Source organism: Pseudomonas sp. BF-RE-21, assembly GCF_019947305.1.
GTDB classification, from domain to species: domain Bacteria; phylum Pseudomonadota; class Gammaproteobacteria; order Pseudomonadales; family Pseudomonadaceae; genus Aquipseudomonas; species Aquipseudomonas migulae.
Genome location: NZ_JAGYGF010000056.1, coordinates 14328 through 33155 on the forward strand (window position 1 = coordinate 14328; position 18828 = coordinate 33155).

The 18828-nt window shown below is 54.0% G+C and carries 11 protein-coding genes; 9 read left to right on the top strand and 2 right to left on the bottom strand.

What is annotated here, in order from left to right; all coding sequences use genetic code 11:
• Positions 1-225: 225 nt before the first annotated feature.
• The 3 genes from KGB25_RS25410 to KGB25_RS25420 are packed head-to-tail and all read left to right on the top strand — an operon-like array spanning position 226 to position 3038.
• On the top strand, positions 226-1332 hold the full coding sequence (locus KGB25_RS25410; RefSeq protein WP_008041969.1) for a GGDEF domain-containing protein: 1107 nt from the start codon (positions 226-228) through the stop codon (positions 1330-1332).
• Positions 1325-2260: an iron-sulfur-binding ferredoxin reductase gene (locus tag KGB25_RS25415; protein WP_223437205.1), complete on the top strand. Its 936-nt coding sequence runs from the start codon at positions 1325-1327 to the stop codon at positions 2258-2260. Before KGB25_RS25410 ends, KGB25_RS25415 begins: the two co-directional genes overlap by 8 nt.
• A 28-nt stretch (positions 2261-2288) precedes the next feature.
• Positions 2289-3038, top strand: coding sequence for an enoyl-CoA hydratase-related protein (locus KGB25_RS25420; RefSeq protein ID WP_223437207.1), 750 nt, complete (start codon positions 2289-2291; stop codon positions 3036-3038).
• Positions 3039-3250: 212 nt separating this feature from the next.
• On the opposite strand, the gene KGB25_RS25425 is transcribed toward KGB25_RS25420, so the two are convergent.
• Together KGB25_RS25425 and pyk are read right to left on the bottom strand one after the other, a co-directional pair.
• Positions 3251-4561 carry a delta-60 repeat domain-containing protein gene (locus tag KGB25_RS25425; protein ID WP_223437209.1) on the bottom strand — a complete coding sequence of 437 codons (1311 nt, stop codon included), beginning with the start codon at positions 4559-4561 and terminating at the stop codon, positions 3251-3253.
• A 260-nt stretch (positions 4562-4821) separates the two neighbouring features.
• On the bottom strand, positions 4822-6273 hold the full coding sequence (pyk, locus tag KGB25_RS25430; protein WP_008031711.1) for a pyruvate kinase: 1452 nt from the start codon (positions 6271-6273) through the stop codon (positions 4822-4824).
• A gap of 157 nt (positions 6274-6430) precedes the next feature.
• Here pyk and KGB25_RS25435 point away from each other — a divergent pair, with 157 nt between their 5' ends.
• The 6 genes from KGB25_RS25435 to KGB25_RS25460 all read left to right on the top strand — a co-directional run bounded on the left by KGB25_RS25435 (position 6431) and on the right by KGB25_RS25460 (position 18789).
• Positions 6431-6805 (top strand): tetratricopeptide repeat protein, encoded by a 375-nt coding sequence (locus KGB25_RS25435; RefSeq protein WP_008031709.1) that lies wholly within the window; start codon positions 6431-6433, stop codon positions 6803-6805.
• A gap of 250 nt (positions 6806-7055) precedes the next feature.
• A complete protein-coding gene (locus tag KGB25_RS25440; protein WP_223437210.1) occupies positions 7056-7415 on the top strand; it encodes a PilZ domain-containing protein in 360 nt (119 codons plus the stop codon).
• A 322-nt stretch (positions 7416-7737) separates the two neighbouring features.
• Positions 7738-8082 carry a hypothetical protein gene (locus tag KGB25_RS25445; protein WP_207285833.1) on the top strand — a complete coding sequence of 115 codons (345 nt, stop codon included), beginning with the start codon at positions 7738-7740 and terminating at the stop codon, positions 8080-8082.
• Positions 8083-8324: 242 nt separating this feature from the next.
• Positions 8325-13484, top strand: coding sequence for a Tc toxin subunit A (locus tag KGB25_RS25450; protein ID WP_223437212.1), 5160 nt, complete (start codon positions 8325-8327; stop codon positions 13482-13484).
• Between the two features lie 118 nt (positions 13485-13602).
• The gene (locus tag KGB25_RS25455; RefSeq protein ID WP_223437214.1) at positions 13603-18183 is read left to right on the top strand and encodes a neuraminidase-like domain-containing protein; all 4581 of its coding nucleotides are present in this window, start codon (positions 13603-13605) and stop codon (positions 18181-18183) included.
• Positions 18184-18249: 66 nt separating this feature from the next.
• Positions 18250-18789 (top strand): hypothetical protein, encoded by a 540-nt coding sequence (locus KGB25_RS25460; RefSeq protein WP_223437216.1) that lies wholly within the window; start codon positions 18250-18252, stop codon positions 18787-18789.
• Positions 18790-18828: the final 39 nt, after the last annotated feature.

Genomic DNA, 18828 nt, shown 5'->3' on the forward strand with positions numbered 1-18828 from the left:
CAATGGGGCAGTCAGCGTATTTGTATCTGTCAGACCGCTATCGCCAGCAAGCTGGCTCCTACAAAGGTTTGTGCGCAAATTCAGGGCGGGTCTAAAGTCATGCCCTTGACGCCGGTTTTCCGGCCTGAAAATTGAATGGTCATTTATCAGACACGCCACTAAAGTGGCATTCGGTCTGTAGAGTAGGACACTCGGTCAGCCTCCTTTCGCACGGTGAGTCAACGATTGACCCATAACGCTATCCAGCGCCTTTTGCTCAAACGTTTTGCCCTTGCGGCCGGCACCTACGCCCTGGCTCTACTGCTGCTGTGGCTGGCGTTTTTCACCGGTCATTACGATGAACCCCTGGCGAATGTCGCCGTCGGCAGCGCCCTGGTGGTCATCAGTCAGGCGGCACTGTTCGCGGTGTTCTACAGCGGTTGCAACCTGCGGTTTTCCGACCCCAGCCTGACCGAAGCACAAGTGTTGCTGGGGCTGGGCTGGCAAACCTGGCTGATCGCCAATCTGGATGAGGCCCGTGGCGCGTTCCTGGTGTTCTACGTGCTGATTCTGTTGTTCGGGCTGTTTCACCTGTCGCGTCGGGCCTTTTTGCGGTGCGCGCTGCTGGTGTTTTTCAGTTTCAGTGGAATCACGCTGTGGGAGGGCTACCACTTTCAGTTGGCCGATCCGGCGCTGGCCGCGTTGCAGGTGTGCGTGCTGTTTATCGTGCTGGTCTGGCTGGAGCTTTACGCCCGTTACGTCCAGGCCTCACGCCTGCGGATGCGGCAGCGCCGCTTTGCCTTACAGGCGCATCAGGACACCCTGCGCGGAATGATGCGCCAGCTCGAAGACTTGGTGGCCACCGACGAATTGACCGGGCTGTTCAATCGCCGGCATTTCCTGCGCCTGGCCTCCCGCGAGCTCAACGCCATGGAACCCGGCGTGCTGCATGGCCTGGCGCTGATCGACCTCGATCACTTCAAACGCATCAACGACATGCACGGCCACGCCGCCGGCGATCAAGTGCTGCAAGCCTTCGCCGGTGTGGCCAGCGCCTGCCTGCGCGAGGGCGATGTACTGGCCCGTTATGGCGGCGAAGAGTTCGTGGTGTTGCTGCCCGATTGCAGCGGCGAACGCCTGACCTCCTGCTGTGAACGGCTGCGCATTGCGTTCACCGATGTCGAGTTGATCGGCCTCAAGGTCGGCAATCTCAGCCTGTCGGCGGGCATGACGTTGCTGGAGCCGGGCGACGATCTCGACGATGCCTTGCAACGTGCCGATCAGGCGCTCTATCGCGCCAAACGCGACGGCCGCAATCGTTGCGCGGCGGCGTGGGAGAACGTCGATGCCTGAGTTGCGGGTCGGCGATCGCCAATGGTCGGTGGCAGTGGGCAGCAACCTACTCGACGCGTTGAATCAAAACGGCGTGTCCGTTCCCTACAGTTGCCGCGCCGGCAGTTGCCATGCGTGCCTGGTGCAATGCATGCAAGGATTGCCGAGTGATAGCCGTCCCGATGCCTTGAGCGCAGAACAGCGTCAGCAAGGCTGGCGCCTGGCGTGCCAGTGTCAGGTGGTCGAGGATTTGCAGGTGCATGCCTTCGACCCGCTACAGGATGGCAGCCCGGCCGAGGTCGCCGCCGTTGATTGGTTGAGCAGCAGCGTGTTGCGTTTGCGCCTGACCCCTCAGCGTCCGTTGCGCTACAGCGCCGGGCAGCATCTGGTGTTGTGGGCCGGAAACGTGGCGCGGCCATATTCCCTGGCCAGCCTGCCGGGAGAAGACCGCTTTCTGGAGTTTCACCTTGATTGTCGCCAACCCGGTGCATTCAGTGATGCTGCGCGTCAGTTGCAGATCGGCGACTCGCTGCGTCTCGGCGAACTGCGTGGCGGCGCGCTGCATTACGACGCCGACTGGCACACCCGACCGTTGTGGCTGATGGCCGCCGGCACCGGTCTTGGCCCATTGTTCGGCGTTTTGCGCGAAGCCCTGCGCCAGGATCATCAGGGCACCATCCGCGTCATTCACCTGGCCCATGATGCCGATGAGCATTATCTGGCCAAACCCCTGCAAGCCATGGCCGCCAGCCGCCCGAACCTCGGCATCGAGCTGTGGACGCCGACCGAGTTGCCCGCGGCTTTGGCGCAACTGCGGCTTGTTTCCCGGCAAACCCTGGCCTTACTCTGCGGGTCCCCCGACAGCGTCGACGCCTTCGCCCGGCGCCTGTACCTGGCGGGACTGCCGCGCAATCAACTGCTGGCCGACGTCTTCCTGCCCCGCGGTTGAGCGCTGATTTCCAGACGCGAGACCGACCATGACCGATGCCATCCAGATTGAACGCGAACGCGGCCTGCTGACCCTGCGCCTCAATCGCCCCGACAAGAAAAACGCCCTGACCCGGGCGATGTACAGCCACTTGGCCGAGGCGTTGAAAAAGGCTGACACCGACCCCGAAATCAACGCCGTGCTGATCACCGGTTCCGCCGAGTGCTTCACCGCCTGCAACGACATCGCCGACTTCATTCAACAACCGCCGAGCAACCTCGACAGCCCGGTATTCCACTTCATGCTCAACCTGCTCGAATGCCGCAAACCGGTGGTCGCTGCCGTGGCGGGCGCCGCCGTGGGAATCGGCACGACACTGCTGCTGCATTGCGATCTGGTGTATGTCGCCCGCGATGCGCGATTGCGCATGCCCTTCGTCAACCTCGGCTTATGCCCGGAATTCGGTTCCAGCCTGCTTTTACCTCGATTGCTCGGGCATGCCAAAGCGGCGCAATTGTTGTTGCTCGGTGAAGGTTTCAGCGGTGAACAAGCGGCCGAGTGGGGCATTGCGACCGAAGCGCTGGGCAGTGGCGAAGCGGCATTGGCCAAGGCGCGGGAGATGGCGTTGCGGTTTGAGTCCCTGCCACCGGAAGCGGTGCGCATCAGCAAGCAATTGATGAAAGCACCTGACCGCGAGCAACTGCGCAAAGTGATAGAAGAAGAGGGTGCGTTGTTCACTCAGCGGCTGCGCTCGCCGGAAGCGATAGCGGCGTTGTCGGGGTTTATCAACAGGCATTGAATTTGCGGTGCCTGATCTGGCCTCATCGCTGGCAAGCCAGCTCCTACAGGGTTATCACCGCTCTTGTAGGAGCTGGCTTGCCAGCGATGGGGTCCGCGAAAACAACACATCTTCCGGATCAGAAACCAAAAAGCCCCGCCATTCATATGGCGGGGCTTTCTTTTTTCAGCAACCGATCACTCAGACGATCGGATCGCCAGCTTGCAGGATCTTCATGCTGTTGCTGCCACCGATGGTGTGGTGTTCAGGAAGCGGGCGATGAGCGCTGCGTAGCTGACGCCGCTACCCCAATCGCCTAGTACCAGCACCTGCCCGTCTTTTTGCAAGGTCATAGTGTTAGCGACCGTGGAATGATTTTCGAATCGGGTTGAGCTCCAGCCTTTTCCGCGGCCAAAATCGGTATCCAATTTGCCGTTAATCAGGTAGCGCACCACCACGAACTCGGGGGTGTTGTCTTCTTGCCAAAACCTGCCTGATGCAATGATTTTTCCATCAACCAGTCCAACACCAAAAAACATCACCCCTTCTCCGAGGGATTGAAGCAGCACCTTTGCGTTATTGAATGTGGATTCAAACTCACCGTTTTCGGTGAGGCAGGCCAGTACGCCATGGCGTGGAGTCAACCCCCAACCTGCAACAAGAACACTTCTATCGGAGTACGGGGAGAGCCTTTCGAACGCGACGCCAAGGTTGTCGAATACTTTGAAACCCTTGTCTGCAAAGATCTGGTCGAAAGAGCCATCCTCATTCACACGAGCCACCATGCCATGACCTGCCAGTGTTCCGCACACGGTGATTTTTCCGTTGCGCACCAGCATGTCGCTGATGGTGCTGTTGCCCCAGTGTTGATTGGTCACGGCGACATAGCCACTCTTGTTGAAGCCGGTATCATACGAGCCATCAGGGTTGAGCCGGATCAGTAACGCGACCCTGGCAATCCAGATCGGCATGTACATTTCCATGACCACATAGATTTTCCCCTCCGCCACCGTGCAAGGCCCCGAGGCGCCGCTGCTGGTTGTCGTCAGCGGTGTAGAGCCCAGACCAAGGCTCTCGGAAAGGTTGGCGGGCAGTTTGACCGTTAGCTGACCTTTCACGCCAAAGCGTTCATCCACACGCCCGTCAAGATGAAGGCGAGCAAGTACAACCTCGCCTTTTTTCGTATCGATACCGGACAGCAGGATTCTTGTTTCACCCCCGACCGTCACAAACAGGATTTGCCGCAGATGGGTGTCCTGCATAGGGCCAAAACGTACGATTACGTACCCTTTGTTGCCAAAATCGACGTTCGGAGTGCCATCTTTGTGCAGGCAGGCAATACCTAACTTGTGAATGATGTCATCGCCGTCTGCATCGACGGCGCCGCCGACATAGATGTTGCCGTCGGGGCCTTCGACAATACATTCGCCTGAAGTATCTCGGGCATCGAGGAAACGTAGAATCTTCTTACCGTCTTTATCGTCGCCAAATGTCGGGTCGAGATCACCGTCGGCGCGAGCGGTCAGGGCTGTGTACTGGCTCATCGTTCTATTCCTTTATTTGGAGTTTCCGGAGTGAGTTATCCATAGAGAACTGCCAATGACAGGCCGCAACAGCCAAGCGTGAGAAAACCTTGATGACAGCGATAGCAGGTGGACGGAGTCGATTAAAGGGGCTGAACGCAGGGGCGTCTACTGTCAGATATGACAGGTAGGAAGCGGTAAATCATCTATCAGACTGCTTTTAAACAAAAAAAGCTCCGCAGCGTTAACTGCGGAGCTTTTGCGTTTCAGCGGTCTGAAACTCAGACCATCGGATCGCCAACGTGCAGGATTTTCATCCCGTTGGTGCCGCCAGTGGTGTGGTAGCTGTCGCCCTTGGTCAGGATGACCCAGTCGCCTTTTTCCACTACGCCACGCTTGACCAGTTCGTCGATTGCCGCCTGGCTGACTTCATTTGGCGCCAGCGAAGCCGGGTCGAACGGAATGGTGTACACGCCACGGAACATTGCGGCGCGAGCCTGAGCTTCGCGGTGTGGGGTGAACGCGTAGATCGGCACCGAGGAACGGATGCGCGACATGATCAGCGGGGTGTAGCCGCTTTCGGTCAACGCGATGATGGCCTTCACGCCCGGGAAGTGGTTGGCGGTGTACATGGTCGCCAAGGCAATGCTCTCGTCACAGCGCTGGAACTCTTTGCCGATACGGTGGCTGGAGGTCTTGCTGGTCGGGTGCTTTTCAGCACCGACGCAAATGCGCGCCATCGCTTGCACCGCTTCCAGCGGGTACAGGCCGGCAGCACTTTCGGCCGAGAGCATCACGGCGTCGGTGTAGTCGAGCACGGCGTTGGCTACGTCGGACACTTCGGCGCGGGTCGGCATCGGGTTCTGGATCATCGACTCCATCATCTGGGTCGCCACGATCACGGCCTTGTTGTGGCGGCGAGCGTGCAGAATGATCTTCTTCTGGATACCCACCAGCTCGGCGTCGCCGATTTCCACGCCCAGGTCACCACGGGCCACCATCACGGCGTCGGACGCATTGATCAGGCCATCGAGGGTTTCGTCGTCGGCCACGGCTTCGGCGCGTTCGATCTTCGCTACCAGCCAGGCAGTACCGCCGGCCTCGTCGCGCAGCTTACGGGCGTATTCCATGTCGGCGGCATCGCGCGGGAAGGACACGGCGAGGTAGTCGACTTCCATCTCGGCAGCGAGCTTGATGTCGGCCTTGTCTTTCTCGGTCAGGGCTGGAGCGGTCAAGCCGCCGCCGCGACGATTGATGCCTTTATGGTCGGACAGCGGGCCGCCGATGGTCACGGTGCAGTTCAGTTCGGTGGCGGTGGCGGTATCGACACGCATCACCACGCGGCCGTCGTCGAGCAACAGCTCGTCGCCCACGCCGCAGTCTTTGACCAGGTCCGGGTAGTCGATGCCGACCACTTGCTGGTTGCCTTCGGTCAGAGGATGGCTGGTGGAGAAGGTGAATTGATCACCGATCTTCAGCTCGATCTTCTTGTTGGCGAATTTGGCGATACGGATTTTCGGACCTTGCAGGTCACCCAGCAGGGCAACGAAGCGGCCATGCTTGGCAGCGAGGTCACGCACCAGCTTCGCACGAGCCTTGTGCTCGTCGGGGGTGCCGTGGGAGAAGTTCAGGCGGGCGACGTCCAGGCCAGCCAGAATCAGCTGTTCGAGAACTTCCGGCGAGTTACTGGCCGGGCCAAGGGTAGCGACGATTTTGGTACGACGGACGGACATGCAAAGACTCCTGAGTTCAAGCGCTGAGTGAGGCTACTATGCTCTTGGGGTGTAGTCATTGTTCGTTTGCACTACTTATTCGTTTTTATCTTTAAATGAACATTCCTGAAGATTTTCGCCCACGGGTCGATACAGAGCTCAAGACAGGAGAACCCCCATGCGATTCGTGCTCATAGCCGCCCTTGCCCTCAGTGTCGTGGGCTGCACCCGTTTTTCGATGAACCATCATTTGAATAATGCCTACAGCGCTTATGACCGTGGCAATTGCGAGCAAGTGACGCTCGAACTGTCCAAAGTCGAACGCGCCAGCCGCGCGCGGCCTTATGTGTGGCCAGAAGTGTCGATGCTGCGCGGCTTGTGCCTGGAACGGCAGAAAATGTTCGTGGATGCGGCGCAAACCTACCAGTTCATCCAGGCATCGTACCCGCAAAGCGAGTACGCCTACCGCGCCCGCGCCCGGCTGGAAACCTTGCAGTCGCTGGGTCACTACCCGCTGCGCAGTGCGGCGGCGGTGCGGCCTACACGGTTCTGATTGCAACGGTCATTCAACCACTGGCCCAGCGCCGGTGGTGAGCTATAGTCGAATAAACCGGTTTAGAGCCTTGTTTCTAAATCGACGTAACACCTGTGATCGGCAGGCGTAGGCGGCAGCGGTTCCATGGACTGCCGCACCGGGATCAGGGAGAGCGCGCTCATTGCCTGGCCCTTGTGATAACGGCAGGCAGGCCCGTTCCGAAGCATTAGTGCGGCCCTGCTTAAGGGCCTTGCGTAGCGAAATCAGCATGTTCACTGACCGCCGGATCGAGCGGCATCAACTGCCGTATTTTCTGAAAGTGTTCAACAGCGTCACCGACAAACCGATTGGTTTCCTGGGCAACGTCTCTGAAGACGGGCTGATGCTCATCAGTCAGTTACCGATGATGATCGGCGCCGATTTTGATCTGCGCCTGAAAATCCCCATGGCCGATGGCTGCCAGCAGATCATCGACCTCAAGGCCTGCTGCCTGTGGTGCCATGAAGATGCGACACCTCACCACTATGACGCCGGGTTCAGCCTGCAATGGGCACCGCCGGAGTTTGGGCAATTGGTGGAGGCGTTGAAGCAGTACTTCAGTTTTCAGCCGTTGCCGGCGTCTGCGTGAAATCTGCGGTGCATTTGTGATCGTTTTCGCGAGCAGGCCTGGCAACACATCCCGAACTCGGAGACTTTAAGCCGCGCTGTCGGCCAGATGGAACAGAAGGGAATTGTGGGAACAAAAGTCTTGCTGGCAAGTGGGTCTTACGGATCGGTGAACAGTGCTGATCATTGATCAAAACCGACAGGCGGTAGCAATTTTTCGGGGTGTCGAGTAACCACCTGTTATTTCTGACAGTAGCCAGACGCTTTAGTAAGGAGGCTAAATAGCAACAACAATGGTGCGCTGCATTTGTTCCCGGAGCACCGCATGCAAAAAGGAGAAACCCATGGTAACCCCTCGCGTCATGCCACCTAAAGAATTCAACTCCGCGGAACCGTATCCCTACCCGCCTGATTCATTACCTCAACCAAATACGTTTGTAGCCAATCCGCTTAGATTTAGCGGGTTTGCTTTTTTTTATGGGTATCCGAATGCAACTGCCGGAGTATTAGTCCATTACGAAGATGAACGACAATACGCCGTCCGCTTTGACGGTTCGCCTTATGATGTTTCGGTACCAGTAGATCCAGGTCCTATGCAGGTATTTGTACATTTCATGTGGATAGAAGGCAATAAGGGGGATAAAGCGGAGTTTATTTTCGATATATATGTCTTGACCCCTCCCTCCTAGTTCGACTCCCGCAAACTTTCCTTTCAGATATCTGCGGGGCAATTGAATTTCCAGAAACATCATTTTGCGGAATAGCTCGTAAGGAGTTCTATTGCGCGCCGCGTTAACAATACCGTTCGTCGTGACTGTCAGTTTTAACAGGTAGAAGTCGCGGTATACGCAGCGTAAAAAACAACTCAAGACGACAACAGATTTGCCTTTCGCATTCCGTTCCTCCCAGCCTCGCTCGCAGGAGAAGTTCAATGAGTAATAGCCATTCCAACCCTGCCCTTGAGCAGCTTTTCAGACTTACTCTTGACACTGACGAACCCTCGGTAATGAGTCGGTGCCAGGGTTTCATTCAGGAAGGTGGGACGGTATTCGACCTATTGGACATGGGGTCACAGGGCATTGTAAAAAAGTTCGATGTGCACTTACAGGACGTCCATGGATTCCTGAAACAGGCCACTGTCCTGGCGGTCCATGCTGCTCGCGAATTCAGTGAGCATCAGTTGGTTCTTCAAGGCCCGTCCAATCCGCTCCACTATACGGGGATCAAGCCGCCAGGAGACTCGCCGACATTCGATGATCTGTTCAAGCCTGACTGGGAAAACTGCACGCCTTCGCAAAGTCCGGATGCACATAATGGCCCGTGCGCTTATCTGGTCAGGTTGTATGAGTTGGCCCGTCAGCTGGAAGCTGCTGCGGGTGGCACTCCAATTAAAATCAGCAGTCGCAGGCCGGATATCGGCACTATGCGGCTCGACCCGACAAGCCTGTATCAGGTCAAACGAACGATCTCGATCGTCAACGAAGTCATGGAATCAATCATTGAAGCCTCTGTTCCGCTTCAAGCTGATCATGTGGTTGATGATTTGATGCTGGAGTCGCGGTACCCGTTCCCCAGTATGCCGTTCGAGTGGTACTTCGTGCAGTGGAGTCAGGTGCTCCAGCAATTCAATATAATGTTGGGTGAGGTGGTGCGGACCATTGATCCATCAGCTCCGTATTTCAAACAGAAAGGCGCGCACGGGGCGTCTTCCGATGTGGCACTGCGTCAATCCAGTTGCGTGGGCCCTGTTGGGCAGCTATTGCTGACAGAGAATTTCAAGTTTCCCCAGACCAAACCTTCCGAAAATGATGATGCAGCGCCTGATGCTGGCAAGCAGCGAAAGATAACGCTGGGTACACCGTATGAGGATTTCATAAAAGAGAATTTCGACACAACCCCTTCAGACCTACTGGACTCAGTGCACTTTTGCCATAAAACGTCCATTGATGCCGAGGCGTTGACTGCCTTCCTTTCAATCGAAAACTACGTAACCAATCGATCAAAAAATCAGACAATCCTGACCAATCCATCCTTCGGGTCCGCGCAATTTGGTTCTGTCTTCATCAATGATGGCCAGGATCCTGCCTTGGGTTTGAGTCCTGCAGTAAAAGGTTCGACCCGTCAGTTGATCAATACCCGCGAAAATCGCCTGGAACGCATCAACCGAATGTTGCGTCTGGCACGTTGGCTGAAGTTGTCCCACCAACAGTGCGATCAACTGGTGGTTGCCGCCAACAGGGCCGAGCAACGACTGGACTTGCAAAGTAGCGCTGATCCGAAACCCAAGCCATTGCGGATTACCAACAATACGCTACGGGCGATTGGACTGTTTCAGGAGTTCCATAAGGAGTTCAAATGTACGGTTGAAGAATTCACAGCGATGATTGACGAAGTGTCCCTGTTTGGTACTGGAAAGGCACTCGCTCAGTTCGACTCTATTTTTAACGAAAAGGCTTACTTTGATGCTCCGTTGATAGTTGACGATGGTGCTTTTTTTATCGATGCGCAGACGCGTGCGGACAGGCGCACCGTCGATCAAATATGCAGTGCTTTGGGGCTGAACCAGGAAGCCTGGCGTTACTTGGCTCGAGTGGTTGCCAAAGGGCACAATTTGACCACGCAGTTAAAGCGCAGTCTGCCCGTTCTTTCATCGCTCTATCGCATTGTGAAGTTGGCTTCTTTACTGAAAGTTACCCCAATTGAAATGGTCGCGTTGCTCGAAACCCTCAGTGATCGTGGTGCGGGCGGGGTACTTCAGAAAGTCACCGGAGAGGCGCGTATCTCGGTAAGTGGGATCACGGGAGATGGTGACATTTTAAGCGTGATGCGAGCCGCAGCAGATTGTGTGCAATGGTGCCGGGAGAATGATCTGAGCGTGCTCTTTGTCGTTCAAATGGTGTCACCTCTGACACCACCGCAATTGCCTACCGCAGCCGAAACAAGTTTGCTTGAGACTTTACATAAACGTTTGCAGCCAGTGTTGTTCACAGAAGACAAATTACTGGAAGCCGGTGTCCCTACTAGCCAGAATTTATACTATGCAGGTTGGCTGGATTTACTGAAAGAATTGGTCGACGCCCGCGGATTGGTGATGGCTTCTGCAGCTAATGACGGGGAGGAATACGAGAGGCTTGCCCGTGCAGAAATCGAATTCGCGGTGAGTGAAGAAAAACTTCATCGAGATGAAGCCGAGCGTGTGGTGTCGATCATTTTGGCAATACTGCTGCAAATCCAGGCTGCCCAAAGCGCCGTGGTACAGGAAACGCTGTCCGTCTATCTGGATTGCTCTCAGGATTTGACGTTGCCACTGCTCAAATGGGTGAGTCAGGGTGGCGTTCCACTCTTGCTCACGGAAGCTGCACGAGCCTTGAATGCCGTGACTTCAGGTGCCGATAAAGTCAGGGTCGGTGACGAGGTATTATCGTTGCTGGCGCATTTGGTGCGCCGTGCGGCAGTTGTAAAAAAACTCGACTTGAGCTCGGCGATGCTGGTCACGCTGACCACCCGTGAAAACTGGAAATGGTTCGGTCTCCTGCAAGCCAAAGACCTGACGCTGCACACGATGTACAAACTGACGTTGTATCGGCGTGCAGTGATTCATACCGAACAACCGGCCGAACGATTGCTGGACTATTTAAAGCTGGTCAACAGTTTGCCGAGCATTTTGACCGCCGAAGATCTGCGACTGATTCGCGACTCTGCTGCAACTCAGCTGGCCCATGTGTTGAGGTGGGGGGTAAGGGAAGTACTTGAATGTATCCTGTTCCTTCTTCCTGCCAGACCGGTTGTTCAAAGCTTTGATGTTTTGGATACGTTGCTGCGTATTCGCGGTCTGGCTGCGCGCAGTGGCCTCGATGCGAAGGCCATCATCAAGCTGGGCGAGCTAACGCCCGACAGTGGCAAGACTGCTTATCGCGCTGCGGCAGAACACATGATGGAGTCCTTGTCCGAAACGTCGGTCAAGGGGGACGACCAGTCGTTTGGCGAGCTGGGGCAAAGCAATACTGCAGAGATCAACTGTATCGGTACTCCGCTTATTGCCAATGCCGGTGAGCAGGTAGCCTTGATCGAGTTGAAAGTGCGTGACTTGACCGATAAACCTTATGTAAATCTCACCGTGAGATGGAGCTGCGATCGGCCAGGTTTGCTCGATGAAGAATCCTTTACTGATCAAGACGGACGTGCCGTGGCGCGGTTCAAGGCTGGCAGCTGGATGGGAGTCGCGCATGTGAAAGCCGTCTATGGCTTGCAACAGGTAGCGATTGCCGAAGTCGTGATCGATTGTGATGAGCGATCGCTAGGGTTTGATCTGGACAGCCTTCGCGTTGACACCAGAGACTATCTGGCGGGTGGCGTTGACTTCATCCCTGTCGAAGTGAAGTTGGTAGATGATCACTCCAATCCCGGTGTCGGTCGTACTGTGGAGTTTGGCGGTCTGGGCATCCTAGCCGATAAGTTGTCGGCGACAACGGATGACAAAGGGATTGCCAGGGTGCGCGTCACAAGTATGGAACCCATTGAGAAAGCGACGTTGCTTGTTCGTTACAGCACGCTCAGCCCGAAACTGATACGCAATCTAACGTTCGTTGGTCTGCCTTCCATCAGATTGTTGGTGGCAGAAAGCATGGCCGTAAGAGGGATGGAACTGATCCTGCGATGCCATGTGATTTTGTTAAGTGGAGCCGTCGCGCCCGATGTCGATGTAACGCTCAAGTACGGGGACAAGACTCTTGGCCCATTCAAGACTGATGCAAACGGAGTGGTTCGGTTCACCGTGCCCGGGTTTGAAGCATCAGGCATGCAAACATTCACCGCCGCGGTCGGAGCAAGTGAACAAGCCTTGAAACTCTACGTGGCCGATGGCGCAGTAATACACGGCCAGGCGACGGATTATCTCTATCCGGTAGCCGGAAAAGAGTCCTCTACTTTGCTGTGGGTGAAAGTGCTTGAGAAAGCGGATAATCAGGCCCGTCCTGTGCCCAATTGTTCAATTGCATGGACGGTAGAACCGATCAATGAACCTGAAGCTGGGCGTTGGGCCTCTACCATTATCTTGACGGATGAGAATGGGCGCTCTGCCTATCCGTTTGAAGCCAAGGAGCCGGGAAAATACAAGGTCACCGCGCAGCGCACGGACAAAGTTGAAGAAACCGTTTCGTTCTTGCTGGATGTAGTGCCCGCCATTGACTGGCGTTATGAGTGGGTCGATCTAAGTCAGTCTGATAAACCTTGCCTGGAGGCGCCTCTATTGTTTGTCAGAGGTCATGAATACCGCCTTGATATTCACTTGCCAAAAGACGTGGACCTTGAAAATGCCCGCGCGATGCTGAGTTGGAGTGGCGATTTTTCCGCCAAGGCACTGGGCTTGAATTTCACACCCCTGACAGGCGCATACGTACAGATCAAACCCGATGACCTGATGCTCAGCTGGCTGATCAAGTGTGCTGATGAACGTAACGGCAGTTTCAAACTGACGTTCTTCTGCAACCGCCTTAACCAGCGTCTGGAATTACCGGGACGCCTGGACGCTCCGCCTCCTGTCCTGACCTATCCAGAAGATGGGGACCAGGCGGTTGAAGTCCAGCCACTGCTGACCGGCTTTGGTAGTGCCTACGCGGAAATAAATGTATTTGAAGGGCGGAACAGTAACACGCGCCTCGCTCAAACCAGTGTGAATGCCCAGGGTGGTTGGTCGGTGAGGCTGGCAGAAGCGGTACCTCTTGATTCCCATGTGTTCTCGGTTATGCAACGTCATTTCGATGGAAGTACAGCTTGGGCGCCGGACGCGCATGTCAAGGTGACGAACTACATCGATAAACCACACATCATCAGTCCGCTGATGAACGCCAAGGTAGGGCCTTCGTCCTGGGTTGATGGGGTGGGCTTGCCTGGGGCGGAAATCCGATTGTTGAGTAATGTGGGTGACGCTGAAATTGCCAAAGGCATAGTTGCTAAGGACGGTCATTTCAGGGTGCAGTTTTCTCCACCACTCGCGAGTGGGACCTTAAAGTTCAAAGCGGTATTGCGTGTGAATGATGTAACTTCTGACGCCTTGGAAAACTATATCGTAGAGGTGGTTGATCGAGGTTGATCGACCGCTGCAATACTGTGTGGCCTGAATTAGCTTGTTTGATGAATGGTATTCAACTGAATGCTGCGGTAGCGTTTTTTTCAAATTCCGAAGAAGGTATTTCGAAAGGGATTATAAAATGGAAAAGTCCATTATTGGTGTGCTTGATGAGTATCGCAGTGAAGCGCTGGCCGACTTTTATCGTGCAAAGGTAGCCCCCGCAAAACCGGAAATTCCAGAGCTGTCTTCGCTGGAAGATCTGTTTCAGTACTTGTTGCTGGATACACAAGTCAGCTCATTAGTGGACTCGTCCCGAGTGGCTGAAGCCATTGCTGCAATGCAGGTCTATATTGGCGCGATTTACTGCGGTATGGAGCCCGGCCACCAAAGGGACTTTTCCAAGGAAGAGTTGGAAGCCTGGCATAAGCGTTATTGCAATATTAGTGATTGGGCGGGTTATTCAACTCTTGAGTATTATGCAGAGAACTATATAAATCCGAAGATGCGCCTGAACAAAACAGCTTCCTTCAAAGCTCTGGAAGACGATCTTGCACAAGCCAGTGTGAGTAATACGGCTGTGCAGAAGGCCCTTTATGAACACCTTAAAAGGTTTGTGGAGACCTGCAATCTCGATCTGATATCTGCTTATATAGATGAAACCGAAGATGGCAGCGAGCAGTTCAAGAACGCGGTGTATTATTTTTTAGGTCGTCGTCGGGAAGAACCCTGTGGTTATTATTGGCGTAAGGCAACTGTTGAGCTAAAACAGGAAAGCAAGTATCTGCATCCGGCATGCTGGAGTGAATGGCTGCCTATTGATCTACCGCTAGGCCCTGAAGTATTGGCCATCCGGCCTGTTTATTTTGCTGGACGGTTGATGGTCGTGTATGTCGAGGGCATTCGTGACCCGGATCTGCACTTTGAGAACGGTACAGTCGCTCCGGGCCAGTGGCATCTGGAAATGAAACTGGCCCAGTTGGCGATCAATGGCCGTTGGTCACTTCCCATCAGTCTCGGAAAAAAGGACTTCTCGGTTGTACCCAAGGATTCCGCACGTCTGCTGGCGGTCACTTTTGGAGGGGCGCGCAAATACGTGGATGATGTATTAGCCGTTTGCTTTACGACAACGGATGTACCCATCGAGTCGTCGAAGGACGCCATGCGGAGGGCTGACGAAGAGAAGCCAGGGTGGATGTTTGCGTCATTGAACTCAAGGTTCGAACCGCAAGATGCTCAGGAGGAAAGTCTCGAAGTAATGATCAATGGGCGATTTGCGAATCCCATGGCATTGCAACATCAGTTGCACATCAACGAGCGTTCCCTCGTGCGTCAGTCGCTTGTTCCGGCATCGGTGTCCACAACAAGTTACTCCACACAGGAAGGATTGATCAGTAAGTACATGTCGACCAATATTAGTTTAAAAAGTCGATTGGACGTAGTAGGTGGGGAGGAGGTGGTTTTAAATGTGTTGCAGGTCCAGGGCGTATGCGAAGTTGATAGGCCTGACTACACATTGAATCAATTGGTGTTTGCTACTAGTGCATATGTTTCGTCGTTGATGACCTATTTTGAGCTTTCAAAAGTCGGTGCGAAAGGCATAAAGCTGACTTGCCATCATCAAGGTGAGACAGGCTTTGACTTTTCTTTGCATTTAGAAAATGAAGGTGCGGAAACTGCCGATGTGTTGGTATCTATTACCAAGACTGATTTTGTCAGGACGGCGTTTGGGGTCCAGTTGGTAAAAGATGTTACGTTGACTCATGCTCAACTGGAGAGACTCTGGATGCTTTCATCCAGTAGTGTTCGGAGCGGCGCTGGCTTTTTTATTGCTCATGGTTTGTCCAGCGCTGCCAATGAGGTGTTTTTAGGTAATTCCGTCAATAGGTTGGAGGTGCAAAAAAAACCAGAGACAGTGCCGATGGAGCTGAAAATAATTGATGGAGGCATTGTTGCGGGGGATACCTGGAAAGGCACAGTTGAATTGAATGGTTGGGGGCAGTCTGGTTGGATTTCACATAGTTGGAAAGGTAATCCTGTCAACAAGAGCTTCGATATAGTATGGGGTCAAAGCAGCGACGGAGAGTATGGCCGCAATCGTTATAAGCTGGAGGTGTTGCAAGTACCTAATACCAGTCCTGTGCCGTTGATCAGCAAGCAGGATTCCGGAGGGCAGTTTCTGGATCTACGGCCATTGGGTACCGAGTTGCGATGGGTCCAGCTTAACTCTACCTTTGGCGATAAACTTGTCGCTAAAGCGGCGATTTCCATTGACGAAGTATTGTCCAGATCCACCCAGTTTACTCACGAGCCCGCGCCTTGGGAGTCGCCCGATAAGGCACCGAATCCATTGACCATTCCGATGGACTTCAACAGTGCCCATGGCATGTTTTATTGGGAGTTGTTTTTTCACCTGCCGTTTTTGATCGCCTATCGACTGGCTGAAGAGCGCAACTATCGAGAGTCACAAAATTGGTATCACTACATTTTCAATCCACAGCTGCGGATGAACCGTGCTGGCGCAATGGTTAACAATGAACGTTATTGGCTCTGTCGGCCTTTGCTGGAATCGGGTGATATCAGTTTTGTTGCCAAAGACTTGGTGGACCCCGATGCCATCGCTTTTGCAAAACGCATTCATTACCGTAAAGCGATTTTTATCGCTTATGTACGGTGCATCATTGCCCATGCCGATTCGCTTTACCGGCATTTGACCCGCGACAGTCTGGCGGCGGCAAAACTGCAGTATATCCGTGCTCTGTTTCTGATGGGTGATGCTCCCAAAGCGAAGGCTATGAGCCATTGGGAACCGACTAGTGTGGACAAGATTCTTGCCCGTCGCCAGGCCGGCACTCACAGTGCATTGGAAAATTTCAGTCGTACCCTGGACGTACAGGTGGCGAATTTGCCGGCCAGAATTTCCGGGTTAACTGACTTTTCAATTATTAGAAAAGATGTTTTCCGCCCCACAGCCAATGAAGATGTACTGGGTATCTGGAAGTACATCGACAACTGCCTTGGCAATATGCGCAATAACTTGACGATCGATGGCAAGCAGTCGTCCATCCCTCTATTTGCTGCACCGACAGACCCGAAGAAGTTGCTTCAAGCTCAGGCTGGCGGATCGTCCGGTGCATCCCGTAGTGCGGGGGGCTGGCGCAATATTCCGCACTATCGGTTCCGGGTCATGTTGAGCACGGCCCAAAACGCAGTGCAAACACTTATCAGCTTTGGCCGCGAAGTCCGACAATGCATGGAAGCGCGTGATCGAAGTTTGCTCGAGGAGCAGTTGCAAAAGCAGCAAATTGAACTGGGAGCCTACGCCAGGGCGATCCAACAGGAGTCGCTGAAACAACAGGAGGAGTCGCTGAAGTCGCTGCAGGAAAGCAAAAAAGTGATTGATGGGCGCATCGATCATTATCGCCAGTTGCTTGATCAGAGGGTGTCTGTGGGGGAAAGCGCGGCGCTTGAGGACCAGATGGCAGCCAGAACTGAAATGAGCGATGCGAGCCAGGCTTACATCGCAGAAGGCTACGCTAACAATGTGCCGAATATGATGATCGTGGGTGTAGCTGCGGGTACCGGCGGCGTCGTACTCGGTGGCTCATTTCGAGCAATGGGACTCATGCTGGGAGGCGCGGCGGAAAAAGAACTGATTGCCGCGGACAGGTCAGCAACCAGCTCTCACTATGGACGCAGATCGGAAGAGTGGGGACTGGCGCTCAATCAAGGTGAACGTGAAATGCAAGTATTGGACGCGCAAATAGCAGCACAGATGCATGCGGTCTATGCTGCGCGAGCCAGCCTGGAGCATGCTGAAAGAGCCAACGCTCATGCTCAGGATGTGTACTCGTTCTATAAAACCCGTTCAACCAATGTCGAACTGTACCGCTGGTTATTGAGCCAGATGGCTGTGCTGTACTTCCAGGCATACGATGCAGTCGCCGGATTGTGCCTGAGTGCCGAAACCAGTTTTCAGTACGAAATGGGCGACTTCGATTCGCAGATCATTCGCCCCAATATGTGGATGGATAACTACTACGGTTTGTGCGCTGGCGAGTCCATGCTGTTTGACTTGATGTCGCTTGAGAAGGAGTTCCTCAGTCGAAACGAGCGTCGCCTGGAATTGATCAAGACAGTTTCTCTGCGTCAGCTGTTTGAAGCGGGCGAATTTATTAAGCCGAAAAAAGACTGGGATAACGTACTTAAAGGAATAAAAGAGACAGGGAAATTCGACTTTGAATTTACCCAGCAATTATTTGACTGCGATTATCCAGGGCACTACTGTCGCCAGATTGTCAGCGTTTCGATAACTCTCCCGGTTGTACTTGGCCCTTACAGGGATGTATGCGCAACACTGACGCAAACCGCCAGTACCACGGTGCTTAAACCAGACATTGGGATACTCGATTACTTTTATGGCGACAAGGATCAAATGCCGCCACCGTATGTTCTTTTAAATCTGCGCAGCCATCAACAAATAGGCGTCAGCCGCGGAATTGAGGATGCCGGTTTACATCAAATGATGTTTGGTGATGAGCGCTATTTGCCCTTTGAGGGGACGGGTGCGGTATCCAGATGGCAACTGCACTTTACACGGCACGACACGCGACAGAAGGCCTTGATTGACAGCTTGACAGATATCATTGTCGAGGTTCGTTATCTGGCGAAGGCGGGAGGAAACGACTACACAAATGCTGTGATGGACCTGTTGCCCGGCTGAGTGGCCCTATCAAATTCGAAGCGTTTCGAATACTACAACAGCAGCTAACAGAGAAAGGTGAGCATCATGAGTGCAGAAAAAATCCGTGGTCGTAATCTGGTAAAAAGCGGGAGGTTTCCTAGTGGCTGGGACACGAATTGGCAGCGCGTTGGTAGCGGCGGTGGGGAGGGGTGGTATGAAAGTATTTTGTACGGAAACTTTTTGATGTTGAACGGGAAAAGAGTCTACTCGCAGTCTGTTTCAACGGCATCCTTTACGGGTTCGCAATTTGCGCAAGTTGAGTATTTGTTGGGCTTTCAATATGAAAACAAGGGCGATGGTCCAGGCTCGAAGGTTATTCTAAGGTTCAGTAACGGTACGGAGGATTCGATTGATTTAAGTGGGAAGAAAAAAGACTTGGTGGAGGACGAAAGCTGGAATCCTTATCTAAGGCACACCCTCACTGTACTTCAGGCTGATCAATCTGTTGCTCTTCAAATTCATGGTGCCGACATTACGGGTGCAAGAGGATTGCGGACTACCGATTTTGATATTCAGATCGAGCTGCCTCCATTGGAGTTAAAGAGTCTCACCGTAGATAACGTTGAGTATTGGAGACCGGATTGATGTGTCGATATGAGTGATGTCCACCCATTCGTCCAAGTG

Bases quoted from the DNA above. Each gene is read 5' to 3' on its own strand.
- KGB25_RS25415 (WP_223437205.1), top strand. From the start codon at position 1,325: ATGCCTGAGTTGCGGGTCGGCGATCGCCAATGGTCGGTGGCAGTGGGC.
- KGB25_RS25420 (WP_223437207.1), top strand. From the start codon at position 2,289: ATGACCGATGCCATCCAGATTGAACGCGAACGCGGCCTGCTGACCCTG.
- KGB25_RS25425 (WP_223437209.1), bottom strand. From the start codon at position 4,561: ATGAGCCAGTACACAGCCCTGACCGCTCGCGCCGACGGTGATCTCGAC.
- pyk (WP_008031711.1), bottom strand. From the start codon at position 6,273: ATGTCCGTCCGTCGTACCAAAATCGTCGCTACCCTTGGCCCGGCCAGT.
- KGB25_RS25435 (WP_008031709.1), top strand. From the start codon at position 6,431: ATGCGATTCGTGCTCATAGCCGCCCTTGCCCTCAGTGTCGTGGGCTGC.
- KGB25_RS25440 (WP_223437210.1), top strand. From the start codon at position 7,056: ATGTTCACTGACCGCCGGATCGAGCGGCATCAACTGCCGTATTTTCTG.
- KGB25_RS25445 (WP_207285833.1), top strand. From the start codon at position 7,738: ATGGTAACCCCTCGCGTCATGCCACCTAAAGAATTCAACTCCGCGGAA.
- KGB25_RS25450 (WP_223437212.1), top strand. From the start codon at position 8,325: ATGAGTAATAGCCATTCCAACCCTGCCCTTGAGCAGCTTTTCAGACTT.
- KGB25_RS25455 (WP_223437214.1), top strand. From the start codon at position 13,603: ATGGAAAAGTCCATTATTGGTGTGCTTGATGAGTATCGCAGTGAAGCG.
- KGB25_RS25460 (WP_223437216.1), top strand. From the start codon at position 18,250: ATGAGTGCAGAAAAAATCCGTGGTCGTAATCTGGTAAAAAGCGGGAGG.